This window comes from Dyadobacter sp. BHUBP1 (assembly GCF_050587785.1).
Lineage (GTDB): Bacteria > Bacteroidota > Bacteroidia > Cytophagales > Spirosomataceae > Dyadobacter.
This window is the reverse complement of sequence record NZ_JBOBIH010000003.1, coordinates 464,482-481,358: the sequence shown is the minus strand read 5'-3', so window position 1 is coordinate 481,358 and position 16,877 is coordinate 464,482. Positions and strand designations below refer to the sequence as shown.

Annotated in this window: 19 protein-coding genes; 8 read left to right on the top strand and 11 right to left on the bottom strand. The window is 48.7% G+C overall.

Annotated features, from left to right (window positions below; translation table 11 throughout):
* The first annotated feature begins 141 nt into the window (after nt 1–141).
* Nucleotides 142–1,035: a Nif3-like dinuclear metal center hexameric protein gene (locus ACQ4MZ_RS14190; RefSeq protein ID WP_430845730.1), complete on the top strand. Its 894-nt coding sequence runs from the start codon at nt 142–144 to the stop codon at nt 1,033–1,035.
* Nucleotides 1,036–1,212: 177 nt separating this feature from the next.
* Here the strand turns inward: ACQ4MZ_RS14190 and fdhA are convergent, their stop codons facing one another.
* Both fdhA and ACQ4MZ_RS14180 read right to left on the bottom strand, forming a co-directional pair.
* Nucleotides 1,213–2,400, bottom strand: a complete 1,188-nt coding sequence (fdhA, locus tag ACQ4MZ_RS14185) for a formaldehyde dehydrogenase, glutathione-independent (protein WP_430845729.1) — start codon at nt 2,398–2,400, stop codon at nt 1,213–1,215.
* Nucleotides 2,401–2,578: 178 nt separating this feature from the next.
* Nucleotides 2,579–3,157 carry an O-methyltransferase gene (locus ACQ4MZ_RS14180; RefSeq protein WP_430845728.1) on the bottom strand — a complete coding sequence of 193 codons (579 nt, stop codon included), beginning with the start codon at nt 3,155–3,157 and terminating at the stop codon, nt 2,579–2,581.
* A 166-nt stretch (nt 3,158–3,323) separates the two neighbouring features.
* Here ACQ4MZ_RS14180 and ACQ4MZ_RS14175 point away from each other — a divergent pair, with 166 nt between their 5' ends.
* Nucleotides 3,324–4,337, top strand: coding sequence for a ScyD/ScyE family protein (locus ACQ4MZ_RS14175; RefSeq protein ID WP_430845727.1), 1,014 nt, complete (start codon nt 3,324–3,326; stop codon nt 4,335–4,337).
* A gap of 60 nt (nt 4,338–4,397) precedes the next feature.
* Here the strand turns inward: ACQ4MZ_RS14175 and ACQ4MZ_RS14170 are convergent, their stop codons facing one another.
* The 6 genes from ACQ4MZ_RS14170 to ACQ4MZ_RS14145 all read right to left on the bottom strand — a co-directional run bounded on the left by ACQ4MZ_RS14170 (nt 4,398) and on the right by ACQ4MZ_RS14145 (nt 9,529).
* Nucleotides 4,398–5,561, bottom strand: a complete 1,164-nt coding sequence (locus ACQ4MZ_RS14170; protein ID WP_430845726.1) for an AI-2E family transporter — start codon at nt 5,559–5,561, stop codon at nt 4,398–4,400.
* A gap of 54 nt (nt 5,562–5,615) precedes the next feature.
* Nucleotides 5,616–6,605 carry a hypothetical protein gene (locus ACQ4MZ_RS14165; protein ID WP_430845725.1) on the bottom strand — a complete coding sequence of 330 codons (990 nt, stop codon included), beginning with the start codon at nt 6,603–6,605 and terminating at the stop codon, nt 5,616–5,618.
* Nucleotides 6,606–6,689: 84 nt separating this feature from the next.
* Nucleotides 6,690–8,090, bottom strand: coding sequence for an MBOAT family O-acyltransferase (locus tag ACQ4MZ_RS14160; RefSeq protein WP_430845724.1), 1,401 nt, complete (start codon nt 8,088–8,090; stop codon nt 6,690–6,692).
* A 155-nt stretch (nt 8,091–8,245) separates the two neighbouring features.
* Entirely contained in the window at nt 8,246–8,812 is a 567-nt protein-coding gene (locus ACQ4MZ_RS14155; RefSeq protein ID WP_430845723.1) for a 2'-5' RNA ligase family protein, read from the bottom strand.
* Between the two features lie 64 nt (nt 8,813–8,876).
* Nucleotides 8,877–9,335, bottom strand: coding sequence for a nucleotidyltransferase (locus ACQ4MZ_RS14150; protein WP_430845722.1), 459 nt, complete (start codon nt 9,333–9,335; stop codon nt 8,877–8,879).
* Nucleotides 9,335–9,529, bottom strand: a complete 195-nt coding sequence (locus tag ACQ4MZ_RS14145) for a hypothetical protein (protein ID WP_430845721.1) — start codon at nt 9,527–9,529, stop codon at nt 9,335–9,337. Before ACQ4MZ_RS14145 ends, ACQ4MZ_RS14150 begins: the two co-directional genes overlap by 1 nt.
* A gap of 343 nt (nt 9,530–9,872) precedes the next feature.
* Here ACQ4MZ_RS14145 and ACQ4MZ_RS14140 point away from each other — a divergent pair, with 343 nt between their 5' ends.
* Nucleotides 9,873–11,225, top strand: coding sequence for an alpha-L-fucosidase (locus ACQ4MZ_RS14140; RefSeq protein WP_430845720.1), 1,353 nt, complete (start codon nt 9,873–9,875; stop codon nt 11,223–11,225).
* A 126-nt stretch (nt 11,226–11,351) separates the two neighbouring features.
* Here ACQ4MZ_RS14140 and ACQ4MZ_RS14135 read toward each other — a convergent pair whose 3' ends face one another.
* Complete coding sequence (locus ACQ4MZ_RS14135) at nt 11,352–11,594, bottom strand: hypothetical protein (RefSeq protein WP_430845719.1); 243 nt, start codon at nt 11,592–11,594, stop codon at nt 11,352–11,354.
* Nucleotides 11,595–11,968: 374 nt separating this feature from the next.
* On the opposite strand from ACQ4MZ_RS14135, the gene ACQ4MZ_RS14130 reads away from it, so the two are divergent.
* Entirely contained in the window at nt 11,969–12,754 is a 786-nt protein-coding gene (locus ACQ4MZ_RS14130) for a hypothetical protein (protein WP_430845718.1), read from the top strand.
* A 190-nt stretch (nt 12,755–12,944) separates the two neighbouring features.
* Here the strand turns inward: ACQ4MZ_RS14130 and ACQ4MZ_RS14125 are convergent, their stop codons facing one another.
* Nucleotides 12,945–13,454, bottom strand: a complete 510-nt coding sequence (locus ACQ4MZ_RS14125; protein ID WP_430845717.1) for a hypothetical protein — start codon at nt 13,452–13,454, stop codon at nt 12,945–12,947.
* A gap of 63 nt (nt 13,455–13,517) precedes the next feature.
* Between ACQ4MZ_RS14125 and ACQ4MZ_RS14120 the strand changes: the two genes are divergently transcribed.
* Nucleotides 13,518–13,697 carry a hypothetical protein gene (locus ACQ4MZ_RS14120; protein WP_430845716.1) on the top strand — a complete coding sequence of 60 codons (180 nt, stop codon included), beginning with the start codon at nt 13,518–13,520 and terminating at the stop codon, nt 13,695–13,697.
* Between the two features lie 22 nt (nt 13,698–13,719).
* Here the strand turns inward: ACQ4MZ_RS14120 and ACQ4MZ_RS14115 are convergent, their stop codons facing one another.
* Entirely contained in the window at nt 13,720–14,454 is a 735-nt protein-coding gene (locus ACQ4MZ_RS14115) for a hypothetical protein (RefSeq protein WP_430845715.1), read from the bottom strand.
* Nucleotides 14,455–14,724: 270 nt separating this feature from the next.
* Here ACQ4MZ_RS14115 and ACQ4MZ_RS14110 point away from each other — a divergent pair, with 270 nt between their 5' ends.
* The 3 genes from ACQ4MZ_RS14110 to ACQ4MZ_RS14100 all read left to right on the top strand — a co-directional run bounded on the left by ACQ4MZ_RS14110 (nt 14,725) and on the right by ACQ4MZ_RS14100 (nt 16,873).
* Nucleotides 14,725–14,793, top strand: coding sequence for a DNA polymerase beta superfamily protein (locus ACQ4MZ_RS14110; RefSeq protein WP_430846410.1), 69 nt, complete (start codon nt 14,725–14,727; stop codon nt 14,791–14,793).
* Nucleotides 14,794–14,957: 164 nt separating this feature from the next.
* Nucleotides 14,958–15,182: a DNA polymerase beta superfamily protein gene (locus tag ACQ4MZ_RS14105; protein ID WP_430845714.1), complete on the top strand. Its 225-nt coding sequence runs from the start codon at nt 14,958–14,960 to the stop codon at nt 15,180–15,182.
* A gap of 251 nt (nt 15,183–15,433) precedes the next feature.
* Nucleotides 15,434–16,873: a hypothetical protein gene (locus tag ACQ4MZ_RS14100; protein WP_430845713.1), complete on the top strand. Its 1,440-nt coding sequence runs from the start codon at nt 15,434–15,436 to the stop codon at nt 16,871–16,873.
* The last annotated feature ends 4 nt before the right edge of the window (nt 16,874–16,877 follow it).

Sequence of the window (16,877 nt, the reverse complement as noted above, 5' to 3'; positions counted from 1 at the left end):
TACCTAATATTTGATCCATTTCTGATAATACCTGACAAGACTTGGCCATTTCTGACAATACCTGACTACACTTGACTACCTCTGACCACTCATGACCACACTTGACCATTTCTGACTACACTTGACAACATCTGACCACTCATGACCACACCCAACCCAAACCGTCGCCGTTTCCTTGGCCAGGCCGCATTATCCGCCGGCGCATTCACATTCCTGACGCCCGAAATGCTTTTCGGTGCAGCGCCCAAAGCCTATACCGTCCAGCAGATTATCGACCTGATACTCAAAGAAGGCAACCTGAAACCGATCCCGGATACGGTCGACACCATTAAATCCGGCAATGCCAACCAGACCGTAACAGGTATTGTGACCACGATGTTCGCCACCGCTACGGTCATCGAACAGGCCGCCAAACTGAAAGCCAACTTCATCATCGCCCACGAACCGACTTTCTACAACCACCGCGACGATCCGGAATGGGTAAAAGGCAATGAAGTTGTCAAAAAGAAGCAAGCCCTGCTCGAAAAGCACAAGATCACGGTATGGCGTTTCCACGACTATTGCCATTCCCTCAAACCGGATGCGATCCGCTACGGTGTCGTCAAAAAAGCTGGCTGGACGCAGTACTACAAAAATGAAACTCCCGCATTGACCATCCCTGCCACCACGCTTGGAGAACTCGTAAAGCACCTCAAAACGAAACTAGGCATTCAGAAACTCCGTGTGATCGGCGACCTGAGTCAATCCTGTTCCAAGCTCGCCATTATGCCAGGCGCAGCCGGCGGCCAACGGCAAGTATCCGTGGCTGTCGCCGAAAAGCCGGACGTGCTCATCGTAGGCGAAACGCCGGAATGGGAAGGTGTCGAATACGCCCGCGACGGGCGGCTGCTAGGATCGACAATGGCGTTGATCGTGCTCGGTCATGCCGTGAGCGAGGAACCTGGAATGGAGTATTTTGTGGAATGGCTGCAGCCGAAGATTTCAGGGGTTAAAGTGACGCACGTGGCGTCCGGGGATCCGTTTCAGTGGGTTTAGTCTCGAATAATGGTTAGTAATGCAAGAGCCGGTGAGAAATAATCCATCAGCCAATAACTCTGGGCTGACGCCACGGGGGTTGAGAGTCCTTGAAGGAAGGTAGTGCGTAGCCCATTTAATAATTCGGCTCCTAATTTCTAAAAACCAGGAGCCGAAATACTTATATAAATGACTATGCTAAACAATCATCCCATGCGGGTCAATCACAAACTTCTTGGCCGCGCCCTTGTCAAAATCCGCATAACCTCTCGGCGCGTCCTGTAAAGTAATCACCTCCACATTCACTGCTTTGGCTATTTTAATTTTATCGTACAGGATCGCGTTCATCAGGTTGCGGTGGTATTTCATTACCGGGCATTGGCCAGTATAGAATGAGTGGGATTTGGCCCAGCCCAGACCGATGCGGATGCTGAGGCTGCCTTCCTTGGCGGCCGAGTCGCGCGCACCGGGATCGCCGGTGACGTAGAGGCCCGGAATACCAATAGCGCCCCCCGCCCTGGTGACGGCCATCGCGGTGTTCAGGACCGTAGCCGGGCGCTCCTCGACCGCATGGGCACCGTGGCCACGGGCTTCAAAGCCGACGCAATCGACGAAGCAATCCACTTCGGGCACACCTACGATTTCAGCAATGGCCTGTTCCAATGGCGTGTCCTTTGTAAGGTCGATTACCTCGCAGCCAAAGCTGGCGGCCTGCGCGAGGCGCTCGGGGATCATATCACCGACGATCACGACCGCGGCTCCGAGCAGGTGGCAAGAGGCCGCGCAGGCGAGCCCAACCGGACCAGCGCCCGCTACATACACGATCGATCCCGGCCCAACGCCAGCAGTGACGGCCCCGTGGAAGCCGGTCGGAAAAATATCGGAAAGCAGGGTGAGGTCCTTGATATAGGCCATACCCTGGTCTTTGTCGGGGAATTTGAGAAGGTTGAAATCGGCATAGGGCACCATGACGTACTCGGCTTGCCCGCCTACCCAGCCGCCCATGTCCACATACCCGTATGCAGCGCCCGGGCGCGAGGGGTTTACATTGAGGCAAATGCCGGTTTTACCTTCCTTACAATTACGGCACCGGCCGCAGGCAATGTTAAAGGGGACTGACACCAGGTCGCCGATTTTAATGAACTCGACGTCGCGGCCCGCTTCAATCACTATGCCGGTGATCTCGTGGCCGAGCACAAGCCCGGCCGGGGCGGTAGTGCGCCCACGGACCATGTGCTGGTCGCTACCGCAAATGTTGGTGGAAACGATTTTCAGGATTACCCCGTGCTCGCATTTGCGGTCGCCCAGCGCGAGTTTCGGGTACTCGATCTCCTGCACTTCGACCTCGCCGGGCCGGATGTAAGCTACTCCATGGTTCTGGCACATAAGCTAAGATTTAAGGGTTAGTACTCAATCTTTGATCATTACAAGATCATCTTACAATTATCAAAGTCAAGCGCACACAAGCCTTAATTTACTCCTACACAAACCATAAAAAGTTACAAATCACCCTCCGATTGTGCCAGAGGGCGATTTCAGGAAATGAATGGGAGAATAATATCTCTCAATGCTTCACCGCCAGGATAATTCCCGTTGCCCACACTTGTTTGGTAACCGAAAGATCCCGCCGGCTATCGAGGTATTCGATGAGCTTCAATGCTTTCTGATCGTGCCCTTCGGGCCAGTTGGGCTGCGGGAGCATATCGTCGATAATATAGAATGCGCCAGGATTGAGCATGTTCAGCACTTCGTTCAGCAAAAGGTATTTCCCGTGCCAGGTATCGGCGAAAATGTAGTCGTATCGCTCGTCAAGGTGCGCATTCACCCAGTCTTCGCCGTCGGTATGCACGAGTGTAAGGCGCGGGTCGCCGCCGAGGTGGTTTTCGGCGATTTCGAGGAAGCGGTTGTCGTTATCGATCGACACCAGTGTCGAATGCGCGTCCATGCCATCCAATATCCAGGCGGTGGACAAGCCTGTGCCCGTACCAAGTTCGAGGAACTTGCCACCAGGTTTGGAAGCAGCCAGGGTTTTGAGTAACGAACAGGTGTAAATGTCGGAAGCCATTGTGAAACCAGAGGCTTTGGTGGCCTCGTCAATGGAAAGGTAGGCCGCCGGTAACGGCTGTCGGATGTCCTGATTCATGAGCGGTTTGGTGGCGGATATTGGGATGGCAAGTTACAAACTTTACCGCTTACTAAATTCCATTGGTAATGACGCATTTATACAATAGTAAAGTAGCGCAAACCCCTACTTTTGTCCACAACTTCTGCCATTGCTTTTCTGCATAATCAACTAAAACTCAACCGCAATGAAAAAGCATTTCCTCTCTTTAATTGCATTTGCACTGATCGCAGGCCTGGTCGCCATCGACGCCTGTACCGACCACGGTGAGCCGGTTCCCGAGCCCACTCAATTCAGCGTTTCTCCCTTTGTCAACGGGTTACGCGCACCTATCGGAATGGTAATCGACGAGCAGGGACGTTTCTGGGTCACCGAGGGCGGCACCGGCAACAACGACGGCGCATTGGTAATGATCACGCCTCAGGGTGTCAAGACCACCGTTGTGGCAGGCTTTCAATCCATTTTTAACCAGGGTAATGTCGAAGGTATCAGCCATTTATACTATGAAAACGGCACAATATACCTGCTTCACGGCGTCGAGGGCTTTCTCTACATTATCGACGTGTCTGGCTTTACTTCGGGAAATCCGCCTATTGACAAGAACACGATTCCCAAAGAGAATATCAGGGCCTATGTGTCGACCCTCAATCTTACGTTTGACAACAACTCCAATGCATTCAGCCTGACCAAAGGGCCTGATGGACACCTTTACATTGCCGACGCCGGTGCCAACGCAGTGATCAGGCGCGATAAGGACACCCATACGCTCAGCCTGTTCACCACTTTCCCTCCCGTGGCGCCCAACAGGGATCCCGTTCCTACCGGTATCGTATTCGACGGCACTCAATTTGTGCTCAGCAGCCTTACCGGCTTTCCGTTCTCACCCGGCGCAGCTAATGTTTATCAAGTGAATACCAGCGGTGTAATGGTTCCTTACAAATCGGGCTTTACAACGCTTACGCATCTGGTGTTGACCGTTAACAACAAGCCGCTGCTGCTGCATTATGCCGACTTCACGATGCCTCCGGGTGGTCCGGGCAATCCTCCGGGCTTCAAAGCCAATACCGGTTCGGTACTGAACGAAGATGGAGCCGTGCTGTTCAGCGGGCTCGACAGGCCGACGGATATCAAACGCTGGGGCGACCGTACTTTTTACGTCCTTAGCCTTGGCGATGGCACAATCAAGAAACTGGATTACTGATTTACAATACATTTCATAACGAACAGGCAGGCATTCGCTCGAATGGCTGCCTGTTCGTTTTCAAAATAACGGCCGCTCCTTATCTTCGGCCTCCCTTGGATTCACCACCTTTGCAGGTGGATCGTCGGGCATGGTATCGCCCAGCAATTTACCCCAGGGTTTCAGCTCGTCGATGCGATCGAAAATGATTTTCAATACTGCTACGAACGGGATTGACAAAAACATCCCGCTTACGCCCCAGAGCGTGCCGCCAAGGAGCACTACCAAAATGGAAATCAAGGCATTAACCGATACCTTGGAAGATACCACGCGCGGTACGATGATGTTGTTATCCAGAAACTGGATCACCGTGTAGGCGCCGATGATTAGTAACGGTGTGGTGTATCCGTCTTTGGTAATAAAGGAAATCAGCACCGGCAATGCGATGGCGATAATGCCTCCGATGTAGGGGATCAGGTTCAGGATCGCGCCGATCACGCCCAGCAGCAGCGCATACTGCACGCCCAGGATGAGCAGTGCTATGGAGTTCAGCGTTGCTATAATCGTCGTTTCGATCATTAACCCAACAATATAACTCTGCACTGCACCCTTGGTTTCCTGCAAAATTTCCGCTACCTGCTCGGAATTATTTTCATCAAAAACCTCAAATATAAAATTGAGAATCAATGGCTTGTAAAACAGCAGGAGAAAAATATAAAGCGGTATGAGTACAAAAAAACTGATGATACCGAAAAGCGTGTTCACAGTCTTCCCTACGTATGTCCGGCTGTTGTTAATCGCCTCGTCGAGCATACTCATTTGCTTTTCTGTAGAAATGCCGAATGTGGATGACAGCCATTGCTGCAAATTCCCGAGCAGTTTGATCGTCTTTTTTTCCAATTGAGGAATCATGTCACCGAACTGGACGATCTGCGACGAGAGGAAGAACATAATCCCGCCCACCACCAGAACGGCGATAAAAATGGTGAGCACAATAGCGAAGATCTTATTGAAATTCCATTTCTGAAAACGGTTGTAAACCGGGTTGAGCAATACGGCGATCAGCCCTGCAAACGCAAATGGGACGATAATTTCCTGCAATTGATTGAGGATGTAAAAAAACAGGTAAAGTCCGATCAGTACCATCGGCGCTTTGATATAAAAGGGATAACCATCCCGCACCGAAAACCAATCGGGTAGTTCGGGAGCAGGGGCATGTTTGCGGCTTTTGAAAAATAATCCCATATATGCGGCTTAAAGGATGATTTACGTGGACTAAGGCCCAGTAATTCCTATCTATCAATAAGCGTGCCGGAGAGCAGGGTTCTCTTCCTCCCACCCCATAACCATCTCATTGACATATTTCAGCCACAGCCGCTTCCCGTTCGCGTTCCAGTGGCCGTCGCTTTTATGGTACCATTCGGGATGATGACTGAGCTGTGTATTTAGGGATAACAGCGGGGTTTTCAGGTGTGGATTTTGTTCCACCCGGGTGATCTGACGGTTGTGCGGGTGACGCCCAGGCTCACATACAGTCACTTTATTGGGAATGAAGCAAAAATATACCTCTGCAAACCCGGCACGCAGGTAATGCGCACGAATGCGGTTCATGTTGACGACAACACTGTCGATGTCCGCATCGGTCAGCGGTGTGAATGGAGATAGCACGCTGTGCGGGTCGGCTTCGATCTCATAGAACAGATGCCGCCTGTCCCGCGAAATGAGCGAACCGGGATGCGTGCGACCGAACCAGGAAAGCATCATTCCGGCCTTAATTTCCTTGCATTTCAATGCGACATTGGAGTTGAACAGCAGGAATTCCAATCGTTCATTGATCTGATGGTTTAATATATTTTTCCAAAAGGCGCTGCCGGTTTCCGAATCTACATGGGTAACCGGCCGGGTTTTGCCCCGGATCTGAAAACCCCGGTGAATATAAAGTTCGGCATAATGCTCGCGCAGGCGCTCCTGGATCGTTCTTTCAATTACCTCGATCACCAGAATGGAATGCACTTCCGGATCAAGGGACACCGTATCGACCCCGGTGCCGAGCCAGATGTGGCGGTTGCGGCGGCCGGCATAAAAACTGGTGTCCATGGTGGTGAAGCTATCGCCGATCGTATACAGATCCACGTTCTTCGACCGGTTCCCCGGCTTGTCGCTTTCATCAAGGCCGTCAATTTCCGCCCAATGCGTTTCCTTGAATTGCTCCAAGTTGGAAATGTTATAGAGATCGCCGAAGCGGTACTGATCGGGAATGAAGCCCCGGGAATATAACTTACGTTGCAACCGATCAGAAAGTCCTATCCAAAGTATGATGCCTGATACCAGCATAATACCTATGCGTAAACAGGGAAAAAGGGTTTTCATACATCAAAACTGAAAGTAGATAAATTGGTTGCTCCCGAACACACCCCACAAATAGCACAGCAATGTGGCTACACCCAGCGATGGCCAGAACGACCGCCGGGCAGGCACATAATCGGGCAACAGGTGTTCTTTCAAAAACAGAAGCACAATCAGCAGCAGGCAGAACCCCGTTTCGCCGCCGCTGATGGGCAGGTCGGGCAAGTTCCATAATGAAGGCTTTGCAAGCCTGTTCAGGATCACGAGCGCGTCGCCCACATTGTGCGCACGGAAGAAAATCCAGGCAAGTGTGACCACCAGGAATGTAAAAACCGTTCGTAACCATGAGGCCTGCAAAGAATAATCCGCATCGGAATTGGCTATTCGCGAGAAAATGAGCAGGCAACCGTGGATCGCACCCCAGATCACGAATTTCCAGTCGGCACCATGCCAGAGCCCACTCAGTAGGAAGACGACCAGCAAATTCAGATATGTTCGAAAGCGCCCGTGGCGGTTTCCACCCATTGGGATATAGACATAATCTCGAAACCAGGTCGACAGGGAGATGTGCCATCGCTGCCAGAACTCCGCTATTGACCGGGCAAAATACGGTGAACGAAAATTGACCATTAACCTGAATCCCATGGTTCTGGCCGCCCCCAGCGCAATATCGGAGTAACCCGAAAAGTCGCAATAGATCTGGATACTGTAAAACGCGGCGGCAATAGCCAGGCTGCCGGCATTCTGTGTTTGGGGATTGGCGAATATCGGGTCGGTGACCAATGCGAGCCTATCGGCGATGACTACCTTTTTGAACATTCCCCACGCCATCCACCACAACCCGGTCCGGAGGTTGTCCCAATCGAAATCCATCTGCTGCCTGAACTGCCACAACACATTCTGCGGGCGCTCGATCGGGCCGGCCACCAACTGCGGATAAAACAGCACATATAATGCATAAATCCCGAAGTGGCGCTCGGCGCGCTGGTTGCCGCGATACACCTCGATCGTATAGCTCATCGACTGAAATGTATGAAAGGATAAACCGATAGGCAGCGCCAGACCGGGGTACAGCCCGGCCATGGTGTCAGCTGCGTAGTCGATGCCTGCAATGGACATCAAGGCGGAAATATTGGTGTTCAGAAAATCAAAGTATTTGAAAAAACAGAGGAACCCGACATTGAACAGGACACTCAAAGCAAGCATAGACCTGCGGAGATTCCCCGATAGTCTTTCAATACCCATCCCGGCCAGGTAGTCAAAAACGATGATTACTCCCAGCAGCAAGAGGTAGGCCGGAATAAATGAGGCGTAAAAATAGGCGCTGGCCGTTAGGAGTGAAAACCAACGCCAGCGCCCGGGCAATGTGTAATAGGTAGTAGTAACGAATAAAAAGAAAACAATAAAATGAAGGGAATTGAAAAGCATGTGTATAGAGCCCTGAATAATTAACCTGGGCTAAAACAAAGCATAATCAGGGCTCTTCAAAGAAAAAAGATTGCAAAGGGGTTGGGAGAATTATCAAAAGGAAAATGAGGAAGGGCGGCCCGCGCAGGGAGAAAGAGTAATTGCTTTTTTTGCACCTAAAATAAACTGATCTGCCCCCCGCCCTCACTGTGCCCTTGCAACGGAATCGTATCGATCACTTCATACTGCCTGCGCTTCTCATTATATTTCCGGATCGCAAACGAATCACAAAGAAAGCCGGCCTCATACTCCGTAAAGATCGAGTAAGCCAATGCAATCCACTCGCGCGTGAGCCTGCGCCCGATAGACATGTGCGGATTCTTCGACTCATCGGCCCATTTTTGCATGTACTGCTTTTTAAACTTCTTATCAAAAGCCTTCATAATCGCCTGGGTGCGCTCGCGGATGGCGTTGGACGATTCCTCGGTGGGCTTGATGTAGAATGCAGAGAAATTGGCCCGGTCGAAGTCGGCGAAACCGGAGAAATTGAGTTGGAAAGGCGTTAAGGGCGTAACTAACCTTGTGTACTCTGCCAGAATCAAAGGGTAATCTGCCTCAGCGGCATCGAAGCCATCGAGGGAAATGTGGCCGTCGGCGTTAGCGCTGCCGTAGCTTTTGCCGATGGCATTGCGGTAGTCTAATTTGAAACCGCGGACGTCCTCAGCGATGAGTGGCGGGGGCATGATAGCGAGGGAATATGAGCAGATGCGCGACGCGATTAGCCGTGCATCTGGTGAAGAAGCTGCGTCAATCACCTTTCTTTCCTTTTTGAAGTGATACAATATCAATAATATCCTGCGGTCTATTAGAAGCCTTCTTGTTTGCTATCAACTGGTTAAGACCAATAAATGCAACCTCGATTGAATCGATATCAATAATGCGTTTGTGCTCAACTGCCTCAGAAAATCTCACACCATCAATCGACGTCAGAATATCAATCCTGAGTGGTGGGTACCCGATTTGGTTAATGATATTTTCTTTCAGAAAATCCTCTTTCTGATATCCCAAAGATGAAAATCCGAACTCGGCTAGAACCGCTAGCATCTTTTCAGCATTGCTTTCCGAAATATTAATCCAGATATCCAAATCGCCGGTAAACCGTGGCCTCCCATGAAAAGCCATCGCATAGCCACCCACAACGAGATACTCGACGGCATGCTTGTTCAGTATCTTTATAAAATCTTCAAAATCAGACGCTAGCTGCATTACTTCATATTTCGTTGACTAAATACTGTCTTATCCATGCGCTGAGACGGCTTTAACATTTGATTGACCAAAAAGGTAACGGCCGCGATCCGCTCCTGCGGTGTTTTACTCAGCCAATATTTCAAATCATCGTCGGCCTGATCGACAGCCTTCATGTCGACCTGACGCTTTACCATTGCAATTTTTCGCATCATTAGAAGGTGGTTTCTGTTTTACTATGTGACACATACCATCGTAGCTCCATTATTCCTTCATTTTCTCAAATTATGCCTTCATTTTTTAGCAAATGAACTGATAATTCCGCTGATACAACATAACACAAGTCACTAAAAATCAAAAAGTTACGTAGATTAATCAATATTTTTAGACTGAATTATTAGTTCATTTTTCGCGAAATATGCATTCATTTTGTGAAAATGAATGCATATGAAGGAATAAATTGCTTCAATCCTTCGGGTCGATCTTTTTACAATTTTTCAGTCTAGCATGAGTATTCACGTGGCTGCGCAATCGTCTTTACAAAAACAACTTCTAACAATGCGCCATAGATTTTTAATTTCCCTCCTGTTGCTGGGCCTGTCATTCTCCTCCCATGCTCAGCAAACCGCCAACAACCCGGACCGCGTCAAATGGTTTCAGGACCTGGGATTTGGGATGTTCATTCACTGGAATGTAGACGTTTCACTCGGGACGGTGATCAGCCACTCGCTCGCCGGGGCCTCCGACGATTATGTGAACCGGTATATCAAAGAATTGCCGACATTCTTCAACCCCAAAAAGTTCGATCCCGACGAATGGGCCACGATGGCGCGGCTTGCGGGGATGAAATATGTCGTTTTCACGACCAAGCACCACGCCGGGTTCTGCATGTTCGATACCAAAACAACGACTTTCAATGTGATGAACACGCCCTTCAAACGGGACGTGGCGAAGGAGATCATCGAGGCATTTCGCAAGCAGGGCATTGCCGTCGGGCTGTATTTTTCGCCGGAAGACTTCCTGTTTTTCCACCGGAACGGCATCCCGCTCGGCCGGTTACAGGATAAGCGCCAGTTCCCGATGAACAACCCCAAACTGATGGAATACGACAAGGCACAGATCAAGGAGCTCCTCACCAACTACGGCAAAATCGACATTATGTTCTTCGATGGCCCTGGCGACGGCTTGCGCGAGTACGCGTGGAGCCTGCAACCCGAGCTCGTGATCACACGTGACGCCATGAACACGCCCGAGCAGAATATTCCCGACAAAGCCTCGCCCCGCCCGTGGGAAGCCTGCTACACGATGGGGACCGACTGGCAATACAAACCCACGAACGACCCGCACAAATCGGGGACCGAGATCATCAATATGCTCATCGAAATCCGCGCCAAGGGCGGCAACTTCCTTTTGAACGTCGGCCCGAAACCGAACGGCGAGATCCAGATCGAGCAGGAAGCCCTCCTGCGCGAAATTGCCCTCTGGAACTTTGCGAACGGAGAGTCCATATACGCCGTCAAACCGCTCCCGGTCATCCGCGACAAGGACATCTGGTTCACGCAATCCAACGACGAAAAAGCCATTTACGCATTCGTCACCAAAAAGCGTGACGATGAATGGAAATATGGCCAGCGCCGGGAGTTCCTCTTTCCGATGATCGAAGGTACCGCCTCCACCAAAGTCGAGGTACTGGGTTACGGCAGCGAACTGGTAGAATATGTGAACAATTTCGATGCTTCGATCCGCTACGCTCCCACTCCGCTCGGCCTTGCGGTGAGCGCGGTGAATGGTCAGCGGTTTTACACGAACCGGACCTGGCCTAATGCTGTGGTTTTGAAGATTTCCAATGCAAAGTTCAAGGCTCCGGAGGAGAAAAAGACTTCTAAATCAGGGATTGACGGGGCGCAATAATACGCTGCGCTGTTAATACATTTGAATGGAGGCTGCCTGGGTGGTCTCCATTTCTTTGTTTGAAGTAAATAGGGAACGTGAGTAACCACAAATGTGCCGCAAGGCCTTACTAATTATCCATTGGTCCTACGCTGCCTTTCGTTCTTCGAGCTTTTGGAAGAAAAAAACCAGCTCGCGGAATGTGCAGAACAGGTCGCTTGCTCTTGGGTTGTGGCCTAGCTCGCTTTGCGAGATCATGAAGCCGGTATAAATCGTCCAGAGGTCTTCGATCCATTCTGCGGGGGCGTTCATGCTTAGAAGGTCTTTCACGTGCTCGGCATAGGTGAGCGTGGTCGAATCCGGGGATTCGGGGGATGTTTGTTGATTCATAGCTTACTTGTTTTGGGATAAAAATGCCCTGTCTTCAGGTGTCCCAGTGTAAGTAAATCACACTCGGGGTGCTTTCGCTGGCCCCACACCATAACAGGGCAATGTTTTTAATGTGTTTCATAGTTTTACTTGTTTTGGGAATACGAATATTTCGAAGAAATTGGTAACATGCAATAAACAAAAAGACCAATTTTCTAATGGCGAGCCGATCAAGCCCCATTAAAAACTTGATTTTTCGCCAAACCAAATCGTGCAAAACATGGCTCCTCTTAACAGCAATCAAAAATACTATCCGTTACAAAGACATCTTGACAGTAAAAGAAACGAGAATACTCTTCAAGTGACAATGTCCTTTGAAGACATAAATAGACTGATTGAAAAGGCAGGAAAAGGTAGCCTACCTAGAACGGCCTATGAGTCCAAGTGCATTTTGGGGGAATGATATAGGTAGACCTACTCACGCACAAAAAGTAGCGTGGCCTTCAATTGGATGGAAGGTGATCAGCCGAGTTATCTCGACAGATAAGAAGACAGGTCTCGTGATATTTGCTTTCAGCGAAAATGATTTTCCAACCAATCCCACTACGAAGCTCAGAGAAGCGAATCCTCGTGCAAGTAAACAATCAAAACCAACCGTCTTTAAGAATTATAGCACGTCAAATTTTTTAGGCACACATGCAGTTACGGATATTTCACAAGCGATAGGCCATTTTAGAGCGAAGTCGAACCCTCAGGATCGGTATTCATCGTTTGATTATTGTTATAATTATTTCTACACAAACGAAGACCCAACCAATGAGTTGGAAAAAAGCTGCTTGGTTCTTGGATTTTACCTTGCGAGTTGGGGGATGCTTCGTGGGTCCAGTTTCTTACTTGAAAAGAGTGCGGTCCATTTCAAGCCCCTCATTAAATACCTCTCGACTATTAAGAGAAGTACCTGGGAAATAGATGTTGATTTTTACTCCACTGAAAACATAGAAGAGATTATCAGGATTTATTCAAATGTGAAACAACTAGTGATCTCCAATCGAGAGGCCCATTTGACACTGGTGACAAAAATACTGCTTGGTGTATTCGGGTTTATACCTGCATTTGACCAATATTTTCCAATACGTTCAAAAACATCTATCGCAACGAGCGGTGTGGTTTTACTCGGGTGAACTCTACGTCTCTAAATTTCATAAAGCATTTTTATGATATTAACAAAAAATCAGATAGACGAAGTCGCTTGCAAAACTTATACCGTTAATTTCTTAACTGGATTGAAAACAAATATAGAATATCCAAAGGCAAAGATCATTGATATGTATGGATTTACGATCGGATCGCGATCGTCGCTTAATGACTAAACTAAATATACAGTTCAGGTAGTTGACCCAGGTAAACTTTCGACGCCCTTTCTCTAATTTCCAGGAGATCTCTTTTTGAGAAAATGTATATGAGCTGTCGTTTTTCGTAACATTTGCCAGTAGATAAGTCCAGCTTGTGATTCAGTTCCATATTATGGGCATGAGGAATCGACGGGAACGGATCAGCATCATATCTGTGGATCACCCAAACAGTTCCCTTGTGCTTAAACCTAGCCTTTTTCTTCGTGACAAAATCGGAGGGAATTTTGCTTTCATCAATTTCCACAAACCTTGACAAAATACCAAAATCAAACTTTAATAAATCAGTTAGAGCATGGTCGTAAGTTATTTCCAGATCCCAAATATCTCCAATCCATTCCATGTCAGCATTATCAGCGTAAAGCAAATACAATGCATCCATTACATCACGATCGCTTATCTTCATCGATCTTACAACCGAAAGCTCATTAGCCAAATTCTCTTTAAACTTGTAAAATTCCTCAGTGCTCATCTCTTAATTTTGAATACCTATGTAAATCGATTCTGTCGCCACGTAACTGACTACCCTGAAAACATGAAACTATTCGAAAAATACGCCAAACTACGGCAGAAAACCTATGTTACCTCTCTGATCACCAAATCAGTAGTAGGCAGCATGGCGTTGGAAAACCAACAGGTTCCAGAGGCGCAGGTCAATGCGATCGTGACCGCGCTCTTGCAGGAAACGGAATTGCGAGGGCGCCCGTTCGAATAGTGATCCATGTTTATAGCTTCAATTAACAATTTAGTACCGCTTCCACAACGTTCTCTAAAACTTCACGATACCGATTTGGCACCTCATTCCTACTCGATCCCAACAACGTCCTGGGATGCTTAGTCTGAAAAGTAAGCCTCGGCAAAGACCCGTCGCCCGTGGAAAGCTTGTACAAATATCCATCAGCCAATATAGTTTCCCGCGTTGGGTTGAACACTGCATTAATGCGCCCGTCATATTTCGAGCCGGTAAGGAACACGACGATATCGGGCTTTAAAATGGCGATCTCGCTTTTCAGCAATTCGAATCCTTCCTTGTTTCGCTCTTGCAAATCATATGAAGGCGTTGTGCTGTTGCAGTCAAACTTGGAAATGTTTGTCCAAAGGAAACCGTTTGTATTACGGGTCACTAAGGGGTTATCGCAATTGCAATTATAGAATACAGATCGGTTGAAATTCCAGAATGGGCTCCGCAAATAGCGTAAAGGCTTGCCATCACGGTAGTCGGCAGACTTGCCGAGGTTGAACTGCCGGTAGGTCGTCATCAACTCTTCCACCGTCGGCTTCAAATTCATCTGCCCCCAGCTATGCGTCTCCTGGCCAACGAAAAGAATCTTTCGGGCCATCGTCACGTATTCGTCATACACATGCATGAGCAGGGGCGCGGAAACATTGTCTTCCCATTCCCGGGCATAAATGGATTGCGTGTAAGTCTGATAACATTGCGCGAGCTGCGCATTGAGGAATTCGGCTGTCATGATTAAAGGAGGTTACGACGCTAATTAGAAATAATTCGGACGGAAGTAAAACCGTTGAATAAGTTTCGACTCGGACGAGGTCAGCCGTTTTGATAGAGTATATGATAGAGTAAATAAAGGTGCAAATGAGCGAACATACGAGAGTGCAACTAATGGAGCAAATGAGGAGTAACCGCAAAAGCCAGTATATTGGCTTCCATAACTTTGAAGCCTGGATAAAATGACCACCGAAATCACCAACAACTATCCCGCCTAGAAGCCCAACACAACATCCAAATCCTCTACGTCGTCGAGAGCGGGAGCCGGGCTTGGGGGTTTGCTTCGGCGAATAGCGATTGAGATGTGCAGTATATTTATGTGCACCGGCCGGAGTGGTATTTGCAAATCGACGATGAGAAGATGTACTGCGACCCATCCTCGCATGCGACTGGATACGCACAACGGACACGATGGCACCGACCTAGTTTGCCAAACTACTCGATAGCCAGGTAAAAGACACTGCCGTGCGGAGCGAAATCGACGCCCTGCTCGTCCGCAAATCGGGCGGCGAAGAACTCAGCGAGGAGCCGCGCATCCCGCTGCTGCACGATTTCCTGACTGAGAGACTCGCGTTTTACAAAGAATATGTAAAGCAATTGCCACGGATGACAATGCCCGACACCGATGCATTGAACGCACTTTTCAGGGACACCCTGGCGGAGGTTTGGAATGCAAATGTAACCGTTTGATCATCGGTCAACCGTTTGGACATTCTTCTACTACATTCGCTTGCCTTTGCAATTCAAATTACCTTCTATTGCAGCATACTTGACGAGCTAATAATTCTACCAGTCAGGACTCAACATTTCTTCCGGGACTTCAACCTCTGAAACGGGTCGTGCCGATCTGCTTTTGCAGCAGCCGGGCATTACCGAACGTGGGTTCTCCGAGCCTGTTTCAGCCCACTTGTCCGCATGTTTCATTTTAAACAAAACAAGCTATGAAGAAAATGTTATTCCTGCTCGCTCTTATCGGATGCAATCAGCCTGGCAATGGCTGGCCTGATCCTGTTCCCGGCCTGCCATTCGAGGTCGCGACGGCCGAAGATTCGGCCAGAACGAATAGCCCTTTTATGCGCATTCACCCGATGGGGCACTATCCGGAGATGATTCATGACAATATCGAACAGCAGCCGATGCTCAAAATAGAAGAATGGCTGTCTTCACCAACCTCGCTGGCCGACTTCGGGCGTATCCTCAAACCGGGGCAAGAGATGGAGATGGTCGCATTCGGAGGAGGACTGACGGCCGGTGTGATGAATGGCGGCATTACCCGGGAAAGTCAGCAGACCAATTACACCAATTTGCTGGCCCATCAAATGGGAATCAAGAATTTCGAGATGCCGCTTTTTGATAACGAACATTACAATGGCACTGGCTATTACGTATATCGTAATACGGAAAGCGGGTATCCCCAATGGGACCGGGTGGTGAACAATACCATTCCGACCTTGCCGGGAGATCCGCCAACCATGCCGGAGTATCTAGGGAAGATTTCTAATTACGCAATGCCTGATGGGAGAGCTGAGTGGCTTATACATGGCGACGCATGTGAGAACTGCGAATTAAATAAAACTATGATCCCATGGTTCAAAAGGTACATACCCAGATATTCATCCCAGGCATTTCAGAAAATCAGGGAAGATGTGCCTTATAATTTCGCCATTCTTGATGAGTTTTTCGACCGCTGGATGACTGGAATTAGATTGACAGGGCAAATAGGGATGTATGATATAGCTTTTAATGGCTCCATTCAACTTTCGGGAAAAATCACCGACTATGCCCTCAACGGCGTATTAAACAAAGGTCAAAAAGGCGTGATATTTACAGTTCCCCGCTACCAGGATCTACCTTACATGAACTGGTATTCGAGCCAGGAGCTGGCAAACAGAGGATGGGGTATTTATATTAGTTTTAATCGCAATGGCAATGCAGATCAGCTTTTGGATGTCTCACGACCCAGCTCCATGATCCCGTCCGCCAAATTGCATCACCTTTTCGAAAATTTCAGTCGTGGCGGGGAATTTCGGGTCAATTTCCAAGATGTAGAAGTGATAGACGAAGGGGAAACTTTCAGTTCCGATCCCCGCCCATACAACGGCAAAATTAGGGAATACGCGGCGGAAAAAGACCTCGCCGTGATAGATCTCTTCGACCTTTATCAGCGCATCCACCAGGGAGGATACAAAACAGATGACGGTATTGAAGTGGATGGAACCGCTTACGGTAACTTTTTTTCGTCGGACGGCATCTATCCGACGCCGTTCGGACAGGCTATTATTACCAATGAGGTTATCAAGGCGATTAACAAGCATTATGGTGCTAAGATTCCATTGATAGATATTGCCGAATTCGTCAGAAAGACAGAATTTCAAAAATAACATT